Source organism: Achromobacter sp. GQ309 (assembly GCF_059759315.1).
Window position 1 is genome coordinate 472,992 of record NZ_JCAXDP010000002.1, and the last position, 20,450, is coordinate 493,441.

General features: G+C 68.6%; 18 protein-coding genes. 15 read left to right on the top strand and 3 right to left on the bottom strand.

The features are described 5' to 3' along the window. Positions 1–3 precede the first annotated feature (3 nt). Positions 4–420, bottom strand: coding sequence for an alternative ribosome rescue aminoacyl-tRNA hydrolase ArfB (gene arfB, locus AC6CIE_RS07470; protein WP_175121770.1), 417 nt, complete (start codon positions 418–420; stop codon positions 4–6). Positions 421–621: 201 nt separating this feature from the next. Between arfB and queE the strand changes: the two genes are divergently transcribed. The 11 genes from queE (at position 622) to AC6CIE_RS07525 (ending at position 11,576) form a co-directional block, all read left to right on the top strand. Further along, a complete protein-coding gene (queE, locus tag AC6CIE_RS07475) occupies positions 622–1,254 on the top strand; it encodes a 7-carboxy-7-deazaguanine synthase (RefSeq protein ID WP_175121771.1) in 633 nt (210 codons plus the stop codon). A 28-nt stretch (positions 1,255–1,282) separates the two neighbouring features. Beyond that, entirely contained in the window at positions 1,283–1,726 is a 444-nt protein-coding gene (gene queD, locus AC6CIE_RS07480; protein ID WP_056560642.1) for a 6-carboxytetrahydropterin synthase QueD, read from the top strand. A gap of 152 nt (positions 1,727–1,878) precedes the next feature. Then, complete coding sequence (locus AC6CIE_RS07485) at positions 1,879–2,352, top strand: MarR family winged helix-turn-helix transcriptional regulator (RefSeq protein ID WP_175121773.1); 474 nt, start codon at positions 1,879–1,881, stop codon at positions 2,350–2,352. Continuing rightward, a complete protein-coding gene (locus tag AC6CIE_RS07490; RefSeq protein ID WP_498091839.1) occupies positions 2,349–4,400 on the top strand; it encodes an FUSC family protein in 2,052 nt (683 codons plus the stop codon). The genes AC6CIE_RS07485 and AC6CIE_RS07490 overlap by 4 nt, the downstream gene beginning before the upstream one ends. Continuing rightward, the gene (locus tag AC6CIE_RS07495) at positions 4,397–4,609 is read left to right on the top strand and encodes a DUF1656 domain-containing protein (RefSeq protein WP_175121775.1); all 213 of its coding nucleotides are present in this window, start codon (positions 4,397–4,399) and stop codon (positions 4,607–4,609) included. The genes AC6CIE_RS07490 and AC6CIE_RS07495 overlap by 4 nt, the downstream gene beginning before the upstream one ends. A gap of 2 nt (positions 4,610–4,611) precedes the next feature. Then, entirely contained in the window at positions 4,612–5,526 is a 915-nt protein-coding gene (locus AC6CIE_RS07500; protein ID WP_498091841.1) for an efflux RND transporter periplasmic adaptor subunit, read from the top strand. A 67-nt stretch (positions 5,527–5,593) separates the two neighbouring features. Next, positions 5,594–7,015 carry an efflux transporter outer membrane subunit gene (locus AC6CIE_RS07505; RefSeq protein WP_239214570.1) on the top strand — a complete coding sequence of 474 codons (1,422 nt, stop codon included), beginning with the start codon at positions 5,594–5,596 and terminating at the stop codon, positions 7,013–7,015. A gap of 156 nt (positions 7,016–7,171) precedes the next feature. Then, a complete protein-coding gene (locus tag AC6CIE_RS07510; protein WP_498091843.1) occupies positions 7,172–8,005 on the top strand; it encodes a hypothetical protein in 834 nt (277 codons plus the stop codon). A 13-nt stretch (positions 8,006–8,018) separates the two neighbouring features. Beyond that, positions 8,019–9,743, top strand: coding sequence for a thiamine pyrophosphate-binding protein (locus tag AC6CIE_RS07515; protein WP_498091845.1), 1,725 nt, complete (start codon positions 8,019–8,021; stop codon positions 9,741–9,743). A 59-nt stretch (positions 9,744–9,802) separates the two neighbouring features. Then, the gene (locus AC6CIE_RS07520) at positions 9,803–10,780 is read left to right on the top strand and encodes a Bug family tripartite tricarboxylate transporter substrate binding protein (protein WP_175121780.1); all 978 of its coding nucleotides are present in this window, start codon (positions 9,803–9,805) and stop codon (positions 10,778–10,780) included. 1 nt (position 10,781) lies between these two features. Next, the gene (locus AC6CIE_RS07525; RefSeq protein WP_452000169.1) at positions 10,782–11,576 is read left to right on the top strand and encodes an SDR family NAD(P)-dependent oxidoreductase; all 795 of its coding nucleotides are present in this window, start codon (positions 10,782–10,784) and stop codon (positions 11,574–11,576) included. A gap of 111 nt (positions 11,577–11,687) precedes the next feature. Here the strand turns inward: AC6CIE_RS07525 and AC6CIE_RS07530 are convergent, their stop codons facing one another. Together AC6CIE_RS07530 and ypfH are read right to left on the bottom strand one after the other, a co-directional pair. After that, on the bottom strand, positions 11,688–12,512 hold the full coding sequence (locus AC6CIE_RS07530) for an IclR family transcriptional regulator (protein WP_498091847.1): 825 nt from the start codon (positions 12,510–12,512) through the stop codon (positions 11,688–11,690). Beyond that, entirely contained in the window at positions 12,512–13,216 is a 705-nt protein-coding gene (gene ypfH / locus AC6CIE_RS07535; protein ID WP_498091849.1) for an esterase, read from the bottom strand. The genes AC6CIE_RS07530 and ypfH overlap by 1 nt, the downstream gene beginning before the upstream one ends. A 197-nt stretch (positions 13,217–13,413) precedes the next feature. Between ypfH and AC6CIE_RS07540 the strand changes: the two genes are divergently transcribed. From AC6CIE_RS07540 to AC6CIE_RS07555, 4 genes are all read left to right on the top strand, one after another. After that, entirely contained in the window at positions 13,414–14,907 is a 1,494-nt protein-coding gene (locus tag AC6CIE_RS07540; protein WP_498091851.1) for an amino acid permease, read from the top strand. Between the two features lie 119 nt (positions 14,908–15,026). Next, entirely contained in the window at positions 15,027–15,731 is a 705-nt protein-coding gene (imuA, locus tag AC6CIE_RS07545; RefSeq protein WP_175121783.1) for a translesion DNA synthesis-associated protein ImuA, read from the top strand. Continuing rightward, positions 15,661–17,130: a Y-family DNA polymerase gene (locus AC6CIE_RS07550; RefSeq protein WP_498091853.1), complete on the top strand. Its 1,470-nt coding sequence runs from the start codon at positions 15,661–15,663 to the stop codon at positions 17,128–17,130. Before imuA ends, AC6CIE_RS07550 begins: the two co-directional genes overlap by 71 nt. 1 nt (position 17,131) lies before the next feature. Further along, a complete protein-coding gene (locus AC6CIE_RS07555) occupies positions 17,132–20,446 on the top strand; it encodes an error-prone DNA polymerase (RefSeq protein ID WP_498091854.1) in 3,315 nt (1,104 codons plus the stop codon). Positions 20,447–20,450: the final 4 nt, after the last annotated feature.

Genomic DNA, 20,450 nt, shown 5'->3' on the forward strand with positions numbered 1-20,450 from the left:
GTCCTAGTCGCCCTGCACCCGGCCGCGCAGCCGCTTGACCTCGCCATGCAGCACCTTGCGCTGCACGCGGCGGCGTTGCGACGAGCGCGTCGGCTTGGTGGGGCGGCGCGGCTTGTCGACCTGGATGGCTGATCGCACCATGCCCACCAGCCGTTCGATGGCCTCGGCACGGTTCTTTTCCTGGCTGCGGAAGGATTGCGATTTGATGACGATCACGCCCTCTTTCGAGATGCGGTGGTCGTTGACGGCGCACAACGCATCCTGCACCTCGGGCGGCAGGCGGGAAGCGCGCACATCGAAGCGCAGGTGGACGGCGCTGGACACCTTGTTGACGTTCTGCCCGCCCGCGCCCTGGGCGCGAATCATGGTGAAGGTCAGGTCGCGCTCGTCGATGAAAAGCGAATCTTGGACGTGAAACATAGGCGGGAAGTCTACAGGGCCGGCCGTCTTCCTGCACCCGGCGGTTGAAACCGCTGGATCCGCGGTTTGGCGCCACACGGCGGCCATGCGCCGCCCGGCGGCGGACCCGTCTTGCAGGGTCTTTCGGCGGATATCGGCCGCGCCAAGTAAAATAGTGCGCTTTTGCTCGAATTCCGTGGCGCCCTGCCGCCCGCATCTCCTATGACTTACTCCGCCAAAGAAATCTTCAAGACCCTGCAAGGCGAAGGCGCCCACGCAGGCCGCGCGGCGGTATTCTGCCGGTTTGCGGGCTGTAATCTGTGGACCGGCCGCGAAAGCGACCGTGCCAGCGCCGCCTGCACCTTCTGCGACACCGATTTCATCGGCACCGACGGCGACGGCGGCGGCAAGTTCGCCACGGCCGAATTGCTGGCCGACGCCATTGCCGCGGCCTGGGGCCCGGACGCTGGCAACCGCTACGTGGTCTTTACGGGCGGCGAGCCGCTGCTGCAACTGGACGCGCCGCTGCTCGACGCGATCCACGCCCGCGGCTTTACCGTCGCCATCGAAACCAACGGCACGATCAAGCCGCCCGCCGGCATCGACTGGATCTGCGTCAGCCCCAAGGGGACGGCCCCGGTCGTGATCGAACGCGGCAATGAGCTCAAGCTGGTCTATCCGCAGCTCAACGCCCTGCCCGACGCCTTCGCGCACCTGGATTTCGAGCATTTTTTCCTGCAACCCATGGACGGACCGGCGCGCGCAGCCAACACCGAGCAGGCCGTTCAATACTGCATGCAGCATCCGCAATGGCGGCTCAGCCTGCAAACCCACAAATACATAGGCATTCCATGATTTACCCCCACGCCTTGCGGAGCACGCGATGATTTCCGTGACCCGCAGGCTCGAGTTCGACGCCGGCCACCGCATCCCCGACCACCGCAGCCAGTGCCGCAATCTGCACGGCCACCGCTATGTGCTGGAAATCACGCTGACGGGCGACATCGTGCAGGCGCCCGGCGAGTCCGACAACGGCATGGTCATGGACTTCTCCGAGATCAAGCACATCGCCAAGACGCATATCGTGGACGTCTGGGACCATGCGTTCCTGGTCTACGAAGGCGACGACGCCGTGCGCGGCTTTCTGGATACCCTGCCCGGCCACAAGACCGTCGTGCTGGACCGGATTCCCACCGCTGAAAACCTGGCCACCATCGTTTTCGAGACGCTGGCGCCGCAATACCACGGCCACTACGGCGCCGAACTGCGCTTGACGCGCGTGCGACTGTACGAAACGCCGAACTGCTGGGCCGACTGCAACGGTTGATCCCCGATAGCGCATGAAGGCGGGCTTCGGGCCCGCCTTCAGTTTTCCACCCACGGAAAACCGCACTGCCATCTTCCCAATTGAAAGAATCTATCGCGATAGTCGCCATTTTCAATCATTAGTAAGCTAATAGATAGGATACAATCGAATTCATGCTTACTCCATCCGACTCCCAGCTCATGGCCACCACCGCCAACCTGATGGTGCTGTCGCGCGCCTACCGCGGCGCCGCCGATAAAGCGCTCGCCGACTACGGCCTTTCTCAAGCGACTGCGTGGCCCGTCATTCTGGCCGGCCGTCTTGGCGACGGAGTTCGCCAAGGCGCGCTGGCCGAAGCTTTGGGCGTCGAAGGCCCCTCCCTTGTGCGCGTGCTGGATCAACTGGTGGCCGCCGGCCTGATGGAACGGCGCGAAGACCCCCACGATCGCCGCGCACGCACCCTGCACCTGACCGAAGCCGGCCACGCGCTGCGCGCGCAGGTCGAAGACGTGCTCGTTGAACTGCGCCGCCGCATCTTTCACGACGTCAGCGAATCCGATCTGCAAGCCTGCCTGCGCGTGTTCGACGCCATGAAGGTGTCGCTGGGCCGCAGCGGCGCCGGTGCGCAAGAGGACGCCCGGCCATGAAACTGCCCAACGTCCGCGAAACCATCTTCTCGCTCAAGAGCTACCTGAGCGCCATCATGGCGCTCTATCTGGCTTACAGCATTGGTTTGCCGCGTCCGTTCTGGGCCATGACCACCGCCTACGTCGTGGCGCAGCCCTGGTCCGGCGCGGTGCGTTCCAAGGCGCTGTACCGTCTGGTCGGCACCTTCTTCGGGTCGGCGGCCACCGTGTACATGGTGCCGCGGCTGTCGAACTCGCCCGTCGTCATGACCGGCGCGATGGTGCTGTGGGTGGGCGCCTGCCTGTACATGTCGGTGCTGGACCGCACGCCGCGGTCCTATCTGTTCATGCTGGCCGGCTACACCGCCGCGATGATCGGCTTTCCCAGCGTCACCGACCCTTCCCTGGTGTTCGACACGGCGCTGGCACGTGTCGAGGAAATCAGCCTGGGCATCGTGTGCGCCACGTTGATCCACAGCATCGTGCTGCCGCGCGGCCTGGCGCCCGCGCTGACGCTGCAATTGGACAAAGCCGTGCGCGATGCGCGCAACTGGATGCACGACACGCTCAGCGGCAAGACGGCCGAACAGCGCGACAAGGACCGCCGCGAGCTGGCCAACGACATCACGCAACTGCGCCTCTTATCCACCCACGTTCCCTTCGACACCAGCAACCTGCGCTGGACCGCGGGCGCCGTGCGCGCCATGCAGGACCAGATCGCAGCGCTGACGCCGGCCGTGTCCGCCGTCGAAGACCGTATGCGCGCCTTGCAGGCCAATGGACAGCCGCTGCCCGAACCCGTTCAGGCGCTGCTGTCTGATATCTCGGAATGGATCAACGCCGGCCCGCAGGCCTCGCACGAGACCGCCGTCCAGTTGCGCGCCGCCGTGACGCGTCTGACGCCCGGCATCGACAGCCGCTCCACGTGGCGCGACGCGCTGCTGGCCAGCCTGATGGCTCGCCTGCGCGAACTGATCGACACCTATGACGAATGCCTGGCGCTGCGCCGTGACATCCGGGCCGGGCTGCAGGGCGCGCCGGTTCGCGCCCCGCGCACGACCCGCGATCCAAACTCGGCGCTGCACCGCGACCACGGCATGGCGCTGCTGTCGGCGCTGGCCGCGGCGCTGGCGATTTCGGTCTGCTGCCTCTTCTGGATCGGCACGGCCTGGAGCAACGGCGCCACCGCCGCGCTGATGGCCGCGATCTTCAGCTGCTTCTTTGCGTCGCAGGACAATCCCGTGCCGGGCATCATGCAGTTCCTGACCTACACGGTGTATTCCATTCCGCTGTCGGCGCTGTATCTGCTGGGCATCATGCCGGCCATCCATTCGTTTGAGATGCTCGCGCTGTCCATGCTGCCCACCGCCTTCGTGCTGGGCGTGTTCATTGCCCGCCCGGCCAGCACCGGCAAGGCCATGGCCATGCTGTTCGGGTTCCTGGGCACGATGGCGCTGCAGGACACCAACACCGCCGACGTCGTGTCGTTCATCGACACGCAGGTTGCACAGTGCATGGGCGTGGCCACGGCCGCGATCATCGCCGCCATCTTCCGCACCGTCAGCGTCGACTGGAGCGCGCGCCGCATCCAGGCCGCCAACTGGAAGGAACTGGCGACGCTGGCCAGTTCGCGCCGCGCGCCGTCGCGCCACACGTACACCGCCCGCATGCTGGACCGCATCGGCCTGTTGCAGCCGCGCCTGGCGCTGGCAAAACGGCCCGATGATCTGGTGGCCGCCGACGCGCTGAAGGACCTGCGCGTGGGCCGCGACATCACCGAGCTGCAGCGGGCCCGCCGCCATCTGCCGATGGCCGAGCCCATGATCCAGCCGGTGCTGAACAGCCTGGCGCAGTTCTTCAAGATCCGTTCGTCGGGCCGCATGCAGGACAAGACGCCGGAGTTCCTGGCGCAGATCGATCGCGCGCTGAGCAGTGTGGCCGCCACCCCGCAAGGCCCGCATGCGCGCGACCGCGCCGTGGTGGCGCTGGTCGGCATCCGCCGCGCCTTCTTTCCCGACGCGCCCGACTATCAACCCGCCCATCCGACCCTGGAGGGCCAAGCATCATGATTGGCGAATTCAATCTCTACGGCATTTATTTCCCCTGGCTGCTCGTGCTGGGCGTCGTCACCCTGGCCGTGGCCTGGGGCGTGCGCCGCGTGCTGGCGCGCGCCGGGCTGTATCGCCTGGTGTGGCACCCCGCGCTGTTTGACCTGGCGCTGTTCGTGGTGCTGCTGTACGGCGTCTCCCTCATTTCCCCTTATTTTCTTCAGAGATAGGTATGAAACTCCCCAATGCCCTTCGCCCTGCTGCTATCGGCAAGTTCGCAGTGACGGCTGTCGTCGCCGCCGCCGCCGCTTACGCCGGCTGGCAGCTTTGGGATCACTATGAAGTCGAGCCCTGGACGCGCGATGGCCGCGTCAAGGCCTATGTGGTGCAGGTGGCGCCCGACGTCTCCGGCCTGGTGACCAGCGTGCCCGTGCACGACAACCAGGACGTGAAGGCCGGCGACCTGCTGTTCGAAATCGATCGCGCCCGCTTCCAGTTGGCGTTCGACCAGGCGCAGGCCTCGGTCCGTTCGCAGCAGGTGGCGCACGACCAGGCGCTGCGCGACGCCAAGCGCAACCGCTCGCTGGGCCAGCTTGTCGCGGCCGAAGCGGTGGAACAAAGCCAGACCAAGGTGCAGCAGACCGAAGCCGCGCTAGCGCAGGCGCAGGTGCAACTGAACACCGCCCGTCTGAATCTGGAACGCAGCCGCGTCGTGGCCGCCAGCGATGGCCGCATCACCAACCTGGACCTGCGCGCGGGCTCTTACGCTACCGCCGGCCACGGCGTGATGGCGCTGGTGGACGCCGGTTCGTTCTACGTCGAAGGCTACTTCGAAGAAACCAAGCTGCCCGGCATCCACGAAGGCGACCCCGTCACCGTGACGCTGATGGGCGAACCGCGTCACATCCGCGGCCACGTCGAAAGCATCGCCCTGGGTATCGCGGACCGCGACCGCAGCACCGGCGCCAATCTGCTGCCCAACGTGAACCCGACCTTCAACTGGGTCCGTCTTGCGCAACGCATCCCGGTGCGCGTGAAGATCGACGAGGTGCCCGAAGGCGTACGCCTGGTCGCCGGCCAGACCGCCACGGTGTCGGTGGACGACCGCCCGCCCCAGTCCGCCGCCGCCGCGCCCCACGCGTCCTGACGGGACGCAGAACCACTTTTCTCCGAAAAACTCCGCAATTTCTTATCGACGCCAAGCCGTACCTGCCATGAAAACCAGACTCCTCCTTCCGCTGACGCTGGCCCTCGCGCTGGCCGGATGCGCCTCCGTGGGCCCCGACTACAAGGTGCCGCCGGAGGCCGTCTCCCAGCGGCCGAGCGCGCAATCCTCCTTTATGGAGGCGCAGGCCGGCGTGTATCGGCAAGAGGAAGTCCCCGGCCACTGGTGGCGCCTGTACAACGACCCCGTGCTGGATGGTCTGGTGGAAAAGGCCCTGGCCGCAAACACCGACCTGCGCGTGGCCAGCGCCAATCTGGAACGCGCGCAGGCCGCGGTGCAGGAAACGAAGGCGCAACAACAGCCGACGATCGGCGTCAATGCCTCGCCCACGTTCGGCCACGTTTCCGGCTTGCAGGAACTGCAACCCGGCATCGATCCGCCCAATCGCTGGTCGTACTCCACCGGCGCCAGCGTGTCGTATCAGCTGGACCTTTTCGGCCAGATCCGCCGCGCCGTGGAAGCCTCCACCGGCGACGCGCAGGCCGCCCAAGCCGCCTATGACGCCACCCGCGTCACGGTCGCGGCCGAGACCGCGCGCGCCTACGCCAACATGTGCGCGGCAGGCATGCAGCTTGCGTCGGCGCAGCATTCCGTGCAGGTGCAGAAGGAATCGGTCGACGCCGTCAGCCGCCTGCAACGCGCGGGGCGCGGCACCGCGCTGGACGTCACGCGGGCGCGCAGCCAGCTCGAACAATTGCAGGCCAATCTGCCGCCGTTCCAGGCGCAGCAGCGCACCGCGCTGTACCGTCTGGCTGCATTGACCGGCCAGACGCCGGGCCAGATTCCGCAAGCCCTGCTGCAATGCGCCAGCGCCCCCAAGCTGACCGAAACCATCCCCGTCGGCGACGGCGCCGAACTGCTGCGCCGCCGTCCCGACATCCGTCAGGCCGAACGGACGCTGGCCGCCTCCACCGCCCGCATCGGCGTGGCCACGGCCGATCTGTACCCGAAGATCACGCTGGGCCTGTCCGCCGCTTCGGGCGGCCCGGCCGCCATGTTCGGCGATCGCGGCACGTTCAGCTGGAGCGTAGGCCCGCTGATCTCGTGGACCGTTCCCAACACCGGCGCCGCGCAGGCCCGCATCGCCGAAGCCGAAGCCAACACCAAGGCCGCGGCCGCGCGTTTCGATGCGGCCGTGCTGAACGCCTTGCGCGAAACCGAAAGCGCGCTGGTCGTCTATGCCCGCCAGCTGGACCGCGACACGGCCCTGCGCGCGGCCCGCGACCAAAGCGCCGAAGCGGCCTCGCAGGCGCGCCGCCTGTTCCAGTACGGCAAGACGGATTACCTGACCGTGCTGGACGCCGAGCGCACGCTGGCCAGCAATGAAAGCGCGCTGGCCGCATCGCAGGCGGATCTGAGCAGCGACCAGATTGCCTTGTTCCTGGCGCTGGGCGGCGGCTGGGAGAAGTAGCCCGCCAAAAATTGATTTCCATATTATGGGGATGACATTGATCTCCCCAAACCCCCGCTCCTAGAATCGTCTCAAGCCAATAACTACATCAGACGATTCGACGGCATCGCGCCGGCCATGCCAACGCGATACTCGAGGACGGGGACAATTCATAATATGGAACAACCTGCAAGCGCCGGCGACGCGCGCGTGCTGGACAGCATCACCAAGCTCACGCCGCAGGATGCCGGACGCGTGGTGATCGCCGGGTCGCATGGCGGCAGCTATGCCGCCTACTGCGCGGCGCGCGGTGGCGTGCTGGCCGTCGTCCTGAACGACGCCGGCGTGGGCTGGATGCGTGCCGGCATTGCTGGCCTGGACGACCTGCAACGCTGGGGCGTACCCGCCGCCACCGCAAGCTATCAAAGCTGCCGCATCGGCGATGGCGCGGACATGGCGCGGCACGGCGTCCTCAGCTTTGTCAACGCGCTGGCGCAAGAGCTGGGCTGCAAAGCGGGTATGCCAGTGGCCGAGGCCGCCTCGCGGCTGGCGCGCGCGTCGCGCAGCGCCCGTCCGCCCGCCGACGTCAAGGAATCCCGCACGGTATTCAAGACAGGCCCGGACGGCGCGCCGCTGGTGATCGGCGCCGACTCCGTCTCGCTGGTCGACTCCCGCGACGACGGTCTCATCGCCATCACGGCCTCGCACGGGGAGCGGCTGGCGGGCCTGCAATCGGACGGTGTCCGCGCGTCTCCGCGCCTCGTCACGTTCAACGACGCGGGCATCGGCAAGGACAGCGCCGGCATCGGCCGCCTGCCTTTGCTGGACCAACGCGGCATTGCCGCCTTGACCGTATCCGCGCAAACCGCCCGCATCGGCGACGCCCGTTCCTGCTACGAGGAAGGGACCATTTCTTCTGCCAACGCCCGCGCCCGAAACCTGGGCTGCCGCGTCGGCACGCCGCTCAAAACCTTCATCGACGCCCTGCTGACCGGGCGCGACCCCTACTAGGAGCATCACCCGCATGTCCGAAAAACTGGAAATCACCGGCGGCGAAGCCATCGCCCGCATGTTCGCGGCGCACGACGTCGGCCTGATGTTCGGCATGGGCGGCTTTCAACTGCTGCCTTTCTATGACGCGGCGCGCCGCCTGAAGCTGAATCACAACCTGATCAACGACGAGCGCTGCGCGGTGTTTGCCGCCGACGCCTATACCAAGGTCAGCGGCCGTCCCGGCGTGTGCGACGCGACGCTGGGTCCGGGCGCGACCAATCTGGTGACCGGCCTGGCCGAAGCCTACAACGCCGGCACCGCGCTGGTCGCGCTGGTCGGCGACGCGCACCGGATGCACGCGTGGAAGAATATGACGCAGGAAGCCCGGCAACTGGAAGTGCTGCGCCCAGTCGTGAAAGACGTGCTGCGCGTGGAGATGGTCGAGCGCATTCCCGAGCTGGTGCGGCGCGCGTTTGCCGTGGCGACCAGCGGACGGCCCGGCCCCGTGGTGCTGGACGTGCCCGAGGACATCGCGCACGCCGTCCATGCCTTTGACGCCGGCGACTTTTATTCCAGCCCCAACTACCGGCGCTCGCCCGCGCTGCGCTGCCGGCCATCGGCCGAGGACGTGGCCCAAGCCGCCAGCATGCTGGCCGGCGCCGCCCGCCCGCTGATGCTGTGCGGCGGCGGCGTACACATCAGCGATGCGGCCGAGACGGTCCAGGCCTTCGCCCGCAAGTTCGGCATCCCCGTCGCCCATACCATGAGCGGCAAGGGCGCGATCGCCTGCAACGACCCGCTGAACGCGGGGCTGTTCGGCCGCTACAGCCGCATTGCCAACGACCTGATCGCCAAGTCCGATTGCCTGTTCGTCGTCGGCTGCAAACTGGGCGAGGTGGCGACGCGCCGCTACGACCTGCTGGCCGCCGGCGCGCCGATCATTCATCTGGACATCGTGGCCGAAGAATTCGACCGCACCACCACGCCCGCCCTGCGGCTGTGGGGCGACGTGCGCGCGACGCTGGATGACCTGGACACGCGCCTGGCCGCCCACGGCGAGCACGCGCGCCAGAACTACGTGGACGAGGTCGGCCAGGCCATGCACGCATGGCGCGAATCCGTGAACGCCAAGCTGACGTCGGCCGACCGGCCCGTCGGCATGGCGCGGCTGCTGCACGAGATCAACGCCTCGCTGCCGGAAGACGGCATTCTGGTCGCGGACGGCGGCTTCGCGGCGCACTGGGGCGGCCTGCTGTTCGACACCAAGCGCGCGGGCCGCGGCTTCGTGCCGGATCGCGGCTTTGCTTCCATCGGCTACGGCATCCCCGGCGCCATCGGCGCAGCCGCGGCGGCGCCGGGACGCCAGGTGGTCAGCCTGACCGGCGACGGCGGCTGCAACATGTCGCTGGGCGAACTGGAAACCGCGGTGCGCATGAAGCTCGCCTTTACGCTCGTGGTGGTCAACAACGCGGCCTCGGGGTACATCAAGGCGCTGCAGCATCTGATGTACGGCGCGGGCAGCTACCAGTCTTCGGACCTGGTCGACACCAATTACGCCAATGTGGCGCGCGCGCTGGGCTGCCATGGCATCCGCGTCGAAGACCCCGCAGAGCTGCCGGCCGCGCTGGCAGAGGCGTATGCCTGCAAGGACCGTCCCACCATCCTGGACGTGGTGGTCACGCGCGACCCCGCGCACATGCTGCCGGGCGTGGACAGCCGGGCGGCCAAGATCAAGCCGGGCGACCGCATCGCCTGACGGCGGCGCGCAACGCCCGGTTCAAGACACAACAAAATCAAGCAAGGAGACAACCCATCATGAAGCGCAGAACCTGGATCAAGCTGGCGGCCGCCGCTGCAACGCTGTCGCTGGCGGGCGCCGCCGCGGCGCAGGCCACCTACCCCGACCGCCCCATCCGCCTGATCGTGCCCTTCCCGCCCGGCGGCACGTCCGACGTGGTCGGCCGCATCTTTGCCGAGGCGCTGGCCAAGCAGATCGGCCAGCCGGTCGTGGTGGAGAACCGGGGTGGCGCGGGCGGCACCGTCGGCAGCCGCGCCGTGGCCTCGGCCGCGCCGGACGGTTATACGCTTCTGCTGGGCACGTCCAGCACCAACGGCACCAACCCCGCCGTGTACAAGAACCTGCCCTACGACGCGGTGAAGGACTTCACGCCGGTCACGCAGATCATCCGCGTGCCGGGCGTGATCGTGGTGAACAAGAACTTTCCCGCCAAGGACTATGCGTCGTTCACCGCCTTGATCAAGGGCGCGCCCGGCAAGTATTCCTATGCCTCGTCGGGCAATGGCGGCGCCACGCACATGGCGATGGAATACTACAAGTCGCTGTCCGGCCTGGACATGATGCACGTGCCTTACCGTGGCACCGGCCCCGCGCTGAACGACGTGATCGCCGGCCAGGTGCCCATCCTGTGGGATACGGCGGCGTCGTCCATGGCGCACATCCAGTCGGGCAGTCTGCGCCCGATCGTGGTGGCCGCCAAATCGCGCCTGCCGCAATTGCCCGACGTGCCCACCTTTGCTGAAGTCGGCCTGCCCGATTACGACGCAGAAATGTGGAACGGCCTGCTGGCCCCCGCGGGCCTGCCGAAAGACGTGCTGGCCAAGCTGAACGACGCATCCCGCAAGGCGTTGGCCGACAAGGACGTGCAGGCCAAGTACGCGGGGGTTGGCGCGTATGTGGTCGCCGACAAGCCCGAGGCCTTTGCCGCGATGATCCAGGACGACGTGGCCAAGTGGAAGAAGGTGGCCGACTTCGCCCACATCTCGGCGGAATGACATGGGCGAGCGGCTGAAGGACAAGGTGGCGCTGGTGTTTGGCGCGGGGTCGTCGGGGCCGGGCTGGGGCAACGGCAAGGCCGCGGCGGCGCTGTATGCGCGTGAAGGCGCGCGGGTCTTCGCGGTGGACGTCAGGGAGGACGCCGCGCGCGAAACCTGCGCCATCATCGAGGCCGAGGGCGGCCGTTGCCAGGCGTTGACCGCGGACGTAACGGACTCCACGCAGATCCAGGCCGCGGTCGCCGCCGTGCTGGCGGCCGCCGGACGCATCGACGTGCTGCACAACAACGTGGGCATCACCGAAATGGGCGATCCCATCGAGGCCAGCGAGGAAAGCTGGCATCGCGTGCTGGACACCAACCTGACCGGCGTGTTCCTGACCTGCAAGCATGTGCTGCCCGCCATGCTGGCGCAGGGCTCAGGCAGCATCGTCAACATTTCGTCGCTGGCGTCGATTCAGGTCAATTCGTATCCGTACACCTCGTACTACGCGGCCAAGGCGGGGCTGAACCATCTGACGCGGTCGCTGGCGGTGCGCTATGCGCCGGACAATATCCGCGTGAACGCCGTGCTGCCCGGCGTCATCGACACGCCGTTGATCTACAAGCAGATTGCGGGGCAATTCGACGATGTCGAGGAAATGCGGCGGCGGCGCAATGCCGCCAGTCCGATGGGGCGGATGGGGGATGCGTGGGATGTCGCGCATGCCGCGCTGTTCCTGGCGAGCGACGAGGCCAAGTACATCACCGGCGTCTGCCTGCCGGTAGACGGCGGCAAGGCCTGCGCGGGGCGTTGACGCGGCGGGCCGGGGCGTTGACGCGGCGGGCGCGCGGCTTTTTGCCGAGGCGCCGGCTGCGCAGCGTTTCCTGACGGGCCAGGTGCGGGACTTCCGTTCGCCCGGCAGCGATCAGAAGCGCGGGGCCAGGTCCGCGGACAATTCCGAAGCCGCCCGCTGCAACGCGGCCACCACGTCCGCGAGGCGCGCGCCGGACAGGCGCGAACGGATCGCCGCCACGCTCAGCGCCGCCACCACGTGCTGCTCGCGGTCGAACACCGGCACGCCCACGCCTAGCATGTCGGGAATGATGCGGCCCGGGTTGAGCGCGTAGCCGTTCTTGCGCGCGGCGGCGATGTCTTCGCGCAGCATGTCGGTGGACGGCAGATCGGGCGCGGCGCTGGCGTCGTAGCGCGCCAGTACGCGGTCGATATCGTCGTTGGGCAGGAATGCCAGCAGCGCCAGGCTGCCCGCCCCCACGCCCAGCGGGCGGCGGTGGCCGACTTCCAGCGTCAGGATCTTGATGGGAAAGTCGCCCGTCTTGCGGTCCACGCAGACCGCTTCGTGTCCCGACCGCACCGACAGGAAGCTGGTGTCGCCCGTGGACTGCGCAAGGCGGAGCACGGCGGATTCGGCGATGGCCTTGATGCCGTGCCGGCTTTCGGCGGCCAGCCCCAGGATGTAGGACTCGCGGCCCAGGCTGTAGGTCTTGAGCCGCGGATTGAGCGACAGAAAGCCTTCCTGCAGCAAGGCCGACAGCATGCGGTGCGCGGTGGGCGGCGTCAGGCCGACGTCACGCACCACATCCGTCAGACCGACGCCGCGCGCGGGTGCCGCCCCGACGTATTTAAGGATGCGCAGCACGCGGAAGATGCTTTGCGCGCCGCCGACGGCTTCGGCCGCGCGTTGCTGCGCGGGCGCGGAGGCTTTCGCGCCGGTCGTGGCAGATGCCGCCATCAATGCACCGTCGTCCCGTCCGGCGGCGTCTGGTTCAGGCCCAGCGCGGCCTCCCAACTGCGCAGCGGCACGCAGGTCTGCAGGCGGACGATGGCGCGCTGGATCAGGGCGGGATGCAATTCGTGACCGACGTGGGTGGCGATGTCGATGGTGGAGTCGCCGTGCAGTTCGGCCAGGCGTGCCTGCGCGGCCTGCGCCTGCGACACGCTCATGACCGCGTCGTCGGCGCCGTGCAGCAGATGAATCGTGGTGTACAACGGGGCGTTCTTGGGCAGTTGCGCATAGCGTCCCGAGAACGCGATGACGCGGCCGGCCATGCCGTCGTGCGCCTGCACCAGTTCCAGCGCCATGATGGCGCCCTGCGAAAAGCCGGCCACCGCGGTGTCGGACTGCAGCAGGCCGAAACGCGCCTGGGCGTGCCGCACATAGGTTTCCAGCTGCGGCATGGCCTGGGCCACGCGCTCGGCGCGGTTGTCTTCGGTGACGCCGCGCACGGAGAACCACTGCCGGCCCGCCCCGCCGCCATCAAAGGCCTCGAAACCTTCGGGGATCAGCACGGCCGCCGTCGGAAAGGCCGCGCGCACCGCCTGGGCCAGGGGCTCCAGGCTGGCGGGCGATCCGCCCACGCCGTGCAGCAGGATGAAGAGCTGGCGCACGTCGACGCCCGGGTCGGGAAGAAATTCGATAGAACTGGAAGACGCCATGAAACTGCTCCGTGCTGGCCTGGGACGGTGGGACTGCGCCCCGATTGCCGCATTGTAAAATGCGCCGCGCCTGGCATCGCACCTACGACGCCGGGCTTTTTTGCACGCCGCCCCGCGCTTGCCCGCAACGACGGGCGCCCGCCGTTGGCAATGTCCAGCGCCGGCGATGCCCGGCGGTGGCCACCACACGCCTTGTCATGCACACACCGAACATCGAGTCGGGCGCCGCCGCGCCTGTCAGCAACACTACCGGCGACACCGCCGGCAACAATCAGCTGCACCGCGTGCTGAAGGCACGCCACCTCACGATGATAGCGCTGGGCGGGGCCATCGGCACCGGCCTGTTCGTCGCTTCCGGCGCGGCCATCGCGCAGGCGGGCCCCGGCGGCGCGCTGATGGTCTACCTGGTGATCGGCCTGATGGTGTACTTCATCATGACCAGCCTGGGCGAGCTGGCCACCTTCATGCCGGTGTCGGGTTCGTTCTGCACGTATGCGTCGCGCTACGTGGATCCGGGTTTCGGCTTTGCGCTGGGCTGGAACTTCTGGGTCAGCTGGGCCACGGTCGTGGCGGTGGACGTCGTGGCGGCGCAGCTCGTTATGGCGTACTGGCTGCCGGACACGCCAGGCTGGATATGGAGCGTGGCGTTCCTGGCGCTGACCTTCGGGTTGAACGCTTTCTCGGCGCGCAGCTTCGGCGAGGCGGAATACTGGTTCGCCATCATCAAGGTGGTGGCGGTGCTGTGCTTCATCGTGGTGGGCGTGGCGATGCTGGCCGGCATCATCCACGGCGGCGGACCGGTGGGACTGGACAACTGGAAGGTGGGCGACGCGCCCTTCGTCGGCAACGCGGCGACGTGGGTGGGCGTGGCGATGGTGGTGGCCTACTCCTTTCAGGGCACCGAACTGGTGGGCGTGGCGGCCGGCGAGTCCGAAAACCCCCGGCGCAACGTGCCCCGCGCGATCAACAGCGTCTTCTGGCGCATCCTGCTGTTCTATGTGCTGGCCATCCTGATCATCGGCCTCTTGGTGCCCTACACCGATCCGCAACTGCTGCGCAACGAGGTCGAGGACATCGCGGTCAGCCCCTTCACGCTGGTGTTCGAGCACGCGGGCCTGCTGTCCGCGGCCACGGTGATGAACGCGGTGATCCTGACGTCCGTGCTGTCGGCCGGCAATTCGGGCATGTATGCGGCGACGCGGATGCTGTTCAACATGGCGGCCGAGGGCCAGGCGCCGGCGATCTTCAAGCGTCTGACCCCGCGCGGCGTGCCGCTGTATGCGCTGCTGGCCACGACGCTGCTGGCTTGCCTGTGCCTGTTCAGCGTGGTGTACAGCCCGAAGGCGGTGTACATCTGGCTGCTCAATTTTGCGGGCATGACGGAATTCATCGTGTGGCTGAGCATCGCGGTCAGCCACTACCGCTTCCGCCAGGGCTACGTGAAGCACGGTTACGACACGGCCGACCTGCCCTACAAGGCGGGACTCTTTCCGTTCGGGCCGCTGCTGGCCTTCGTGCTGTGCCTGGTGGTCACGCTGGGACAGAACTATCAGGCGTTCCTTGAAGAACGCATCGACTGGATCGGCGTGGTGTCGACGTACCTGGCCATTCCGCTGTTCCTGGGACTGTGGATCGGCCACCGGCTGCTGCGCGGCTCGCGGTGGGTGAAGTACCAGGACATGCGGTTCTAGCACTTTTCGGGGACACATTCGGGACACATTCGGGGGCACTTTTCGATACGTCCGCCCGGCGCAAAGCCCGGTACAATACTGTACATTCATACAGGTATTGAGCGCCGGGCGCTTTCGCCATGCAGTCCCCCGAACAGATCCATCCCGCGTTGTGGCGCGCCACGCAGTTGGCCAAAGGCGCCGCACGCACCCTGCCAACCGGGCACGCGGCGCTGTCAGCCGAACTGCCGGATAACGGCTGGCCGCTCGGATCGCTCGTTGAACTGCTCACCCCCCATCCCGGCATCGGAGAAATCCGCCTGCTGCGTCCCGCGCTGGCCCAACTGGAAACCCGTCGTCCCATTGCCCTGGTGCAGCCGCCGCACGTGCCGCACATCGCCAGCTGGATGAGCTGGCGGCTGGATCCCCGGCAACTGCTGTGGGTGGCGCCCGAAAAGCCGGTCGACGCGCTGTGGGCCAGCGAACAGATCCTGAAAAACGCCAGTTGCGGCGCGCTGATCTGCTGGCTGCCCCACGTGCGCCCCGAATCCCTGCGCCGCCTGCATCTGGCCGCCCAGGCCAGCGACCTGCTGTTCATCGCCGTGCGCCCGTCCCGCGCCGCGCAGACCGCCACGCCCGCCGCCTTGCGGCTGGCGCTGGCGCCCGCGCCCGGCGGCCTGTCCGTTCATATCCTGAAGCGCCGGGGGCCCGTCTGCGACACCCCGCTGTACGTAGGCCTGGAGCCCGGCGCGCTTACCCCCTCTTCTCCCCGCCATGCGCCTCTGGATCGCCGCCTACCTGCGCTGCCTGCCGCTGGACGCCATACGCCCGCACTGGCCGCATGACCACGAGGCGTTCGCCGTTCTGGATCAGGAACGGGTCGCCGCCCTGACCCCCGCCGCCCGCCAGGCCGGCGTGACGCCCGGCATGCGCCGCGCGGGCGCGGCGGCCATCGCCCCCGGCGTGGAACTGCTGCCCCGCAATGCGCTGGCCGAGGCCGACGCCCTGCACGGCGCGGCGCTGGCCCTCTTGCAGTACACCCCGGAAATCGCCCTGGTCGACGGCGACACCGTGCTGCTGAACGTGGGCGCCAGCCTGATGTTCTTCCGCGGGCCGCGCGCGCTGAGCCGGCGGGTGGCCGCCACGCTGCGCGCGCTGGATCTGCGGGTGTCGCTGGGCATGGCGCCCACGGCCAAGGGCGCCTGGCTGCTCGCGCGGCGCGCCGGCCGGCGCGTGCCCCGGCGCACCCTGAAGCTGCCCACCCTGGCGCGGCGGCTCGATGCCCTGCCGCTGTCGCTGCTGCCCCAGGCGCAAGACCGCCGCAACTGGCTGGACGACATCGGCTGCCACACGCTGGCGCACCTGCGCGCCCTGCCGCGCGGGGGGCTGCAGCGGCGCAGCGCGCCCGATCTGTTGCAGGCGCTGGACGCCGCCTACGGCCAGGTGCCCGAACTCTATCGCTGGCTCGAACCGCCCAACCAGTTTTCGCGGCGGATCGAACTCATGGACTACATGGAGAACACCGACGCCGTGCTGGCCGTGGCGGGCCGGCTGGCCGAGCAGCTGGGCGGCTGGCTGACCGCCCGGCAACTGGCCGTGCGGCGCGTGGTGCTCAGCATGGACCACGAACGCGGCCGCCACGCCCGCCCGCCCACCGAACTTGAAGTGGCCCTGGCCCAGCCCATCTGGCAGGCGCCGCAGCTGCTGCATCTGCTGCGCGAAAAACTCAACCACTTCACGCTGGAAGCCCCCGTCATCGCCGTGACGCTGCACGCGCCCGACACCGTCGAGCAGCCCGCGGCCAGCACCACCCTGTTCCCCGAACCGGGCGGCACCGCCGCCGACCACGCGCGGCTGCTGGACCTGCTGGTGGCGCGGCTGGGCCGCGACCGGGTGCGCCATGCCCAGCCCACCGCCGACCACCGTCCCGAAGCCGCCAATTCCTGGGGCGATGCGCTGGCCGCGCCCGAACGTCCCGCCCCCCTGCCGCCGCTGCTCGACCGGCCGTTCTGGCTGCTGGAAACCCCGCAGCCCCTCAAGCTGTCCGGCCATCGCCCCCACTACGCCGGCCAGGCGCTGCGGCTGATGCGCGGCCCCGAACGCATCGAAAGCGGCTGGTGGGACCCCGCCCTGACCGTGCGCGATTACTTCGTCGCCGAAGACGCGGCGGGCGCGCGCTACTGGATCTACCGCGAGCGCGACGCCGAGGACGCGCGCTGGTTCCTGCACGGACTGTACGCCTGACATGCGCATGGACGACGACGCCCCCGATCCCCTGGACCCGGCCGAGGTCCTGGCCCAGCTGCCCGGCTACGCCGAGCTGCAATGCCAGTCCAATTTTTCGTTCCTGCAAGGCGCCTCGCATCCCGAAGAACTGACCGCGCGGGCGGCCGAACTCGGTTACGCCGCGCTGGCCCTGACCGACGAATGCTCGCTGGCCGGCGTCGTGCGCGCCCACACCGAAGCCAAGACCCTCAAGCTGCCGCTCATCGTGGGCGCCACGTTCCAGCTGCGCGCCGCGCCCGACGCAGCTCCACTGGGGCTGACGCTGCTGGCGCAGACGCGCGAAGGCTACGGCAACCTGTCTGAATTCATCACGCTGGGCCGCACCCGGGCGCCCAAGGGCGAATACCGGCTTTCCCCGCAAGACCTTGCCGATCCGCCCGCCGGCCACGCGCACCTGCGCAGTCTGCCGGAATGCCTGGCCATCCTGACGCCCGCCTACGGCACCGACGCCGACCGCATGGCCGACCAGGCGCGCTGGCTGGCGCGCGTCTTTCCGGGGCGCGCGTGGGTGGGACTGAACCTGCTGCACCAGTCGCGCGACGACCTGCACCGCGCCGCCGTCGAACACGCAGCCCAGGTCTCGCAATTGCCGATCGTGGCGGTCGGCCAGGTGCAGATGCATGTCCGGTCGCGCAAGCCGCTGCACGACACGCTGACCGGCATCCGCACCCGCCAGCAGGTGTCGCAATGCGGCTACGAACTGTCGGGCAATGCCGAACAGCACCTGCGCAGCCGCATGCGGCTGGCCAGCCTGTATCCGCCCGACGCGCTGGCGCAGACCCTGGCGGTGGCGCGCCGCTGCACGTTTTCGCTGGACGAGCTGCATTACGAATATCCCGACGAGATCGTGCCGCCCGGCCACACGCCCGCCAGCTATCTGCGCCAGGAAACGCTGGCCGGGGCGGACCGACGCTTTCCCCAGGGCGTGCCCGACAGCGTGACGGCGCAGATCGACAAGGAACTGGATCTCATCGCGGACCTCAACTACGAGGCCTACTTCCTGACCGTCTACGACATCGTGCAGTTCGCCCGCAACGCCGGCATCCTGTGCCAGGGCCGGGGCTCGGCCGCCAATTCCGCCGTCTGCTATTGCCTGGGCATCACGGCGGTGGACCCGCAGCGCGGCAACAACCTGTTCGAACGCTTCATCAGCAAGGAACGCAACGAACCGCCCGACATCGACGTCGACTTCGAACATCAACGCCGCGAAGAAGTCATCCAGTACATCTACGGCAAATACGGCCGCGACCGCGCCGCCCTGACCGGGGTGGTCATCTCGTACCGGCCGCGCAGCGTGCTGCGCGATACGGGGCGCGCGCTGGGCGTGGACCCGGGCGTCATCGACGCCGTGGCCCGCGCGCACCAGTGGTGGGACGGCAAGAAGGAAATGCTGCGCACGCTGGGCGCCTGCGGCCTGGACCCGGAATCCCAGGTGGCGCGCCAGTGGGCATCGCTGGCGCAGACCATGATGGGCTTTCCGCGCCACCTGTCGCAGCACCCGGGCGGCTTCGTCATTTCACGCGGCAAGCTCTCGCGCCTGGTGCCCATCGAGAACGCCGCCATGGAAGACCGCAGCGTCGTGCAATGGGACAAGGACGATCTGGACGCCCTGAAGCTGCTCAAGGTCGACGTCCTGGCGCTGGGCATGCTGTCGGCCCTGCGCCGCACACTTGAACTGGCCAGCCAGCGCCGCGGCCGGCCGCTCGCCCTGCAGGACATCCCGGAAGGCGACGTGCCCACCTACGACATGATCTGCGACGCCGACACCATTGGCGTCTTCCAGATCGAATCGCGCGCCCAGATGACGATGCTGCCGCGCCTGCGGCCGCGCGAATACTACGACCTGGTGGTGCAGGTGGCGATCGTGCGCCCCGGACCGATCCAGGGGGGCATGGTCCACCCCTACCTGCGGCGCCGCCAGGGCAAGGAGGACGAAACCTACCCCAGCGAAAAAGTGCGCGGCGTGCTCAGCCGCACCATGGGCGTGCCCATCTTCCAGGAACAGGTCATGCAGATCGCCGTCGTGGCCGCCGGTTTTTCGCCCGGCGAGGCCGATCAGCTACGCCGGTCGATGGCGGCCTGGCGGCGCAAGGGCGGCGTGGACAAGTTCCGCGTCAAGCTGGTGGGCGGGCTGCTGGCGCACGGCTACACGCTGGACTTCGCCGAAGCCCTGTTCCGCCAGGTGGAAGGGTTTGGCGAATACGGCTTTCCGGAAAGCCATGCCGCCAGCTTCGCCCTGCTGGCGTATGCCAGCTCCTGGCTCAAGCGCCACGAACCGGAGGCCTTTCTGGCCGCCCTGCTCAATTCCCAGCCCATGGGGTTCTACGCACCCGCCCAACTGGTGCAGGATGCGCGCCGCCACGGCGTCTGCGTGCTGCCCGCCGACGTGACGGTAAGCGGCTGGGATTCGGTGCTGGAAACGCTGCCCGACGGGCATCCGGGCGCCCGCCGCCGCCCCCACCCCCACGCGCCGTCCGCAGAGGCGCCGGGCGTCGCCACGCCGGACGTCGATACGCCGGGCGTCGATACGCCGGGCGTCGCCACGCCGGGCGTCCCCACGCCCCGCCCCGCCGTGCGGCTGGGACTCAGCCTGCTGCAGGGCATGCGCGAGGACGCCGCCCGCCGCATCGAGGCCGCGCGGGCCGACGCCCCCTTTGCCAACACCGCCGACCTGGCCCGCCGCGCCGGCCTGAACCGCCACGACCTGAACGCGCTGGCCGCGGGCGACGCGCTGCGTACCCTGGCCGGCCACCGGCGCCAGGCCAGTTGGGAAGCCGCCGCCAGCGTACAAAGCCGCGACCTGCTGCGGGACGCCGAGATCGTGGAAACCCAGGCCCCGCAGCTGTCCGCCCCGTCGGAGAGCCAGACCGTGGCCGCCGACTACCGCAGCGTCGGCCTGACGCTGCACAGCCATCCGGTATCGCTGCTGCGCCCCCAACTGGCCGCGCGCAACTTCCAGCCCGCCTCGGTGCTGAACGACTATCCCAACAAGCGGGTCGCGCGCGCCTGCGGCATCGTCACCGTGCGCCAGCGCCCCCAGACCTCCAAGGGCGTCATCTTCGTCACCCTCGAAGACGAGACCGGCCCGGTCAACGTGGTGGTCCGCCCCGACCTGATCGAACGCCAGCGCCGCGAGCTGCTGGGCGCCACCCTGCTGGGGGTGTTCGGGTCCTGGCAAAGTGTGGACGGGGTGCGCCACCTGATCGCGCAGCGGCTGGTGGACATGTCCGACCTCCTGGGCGGGCTGACGTCGCAGAGCCGCGATTTCCATTGAGGAT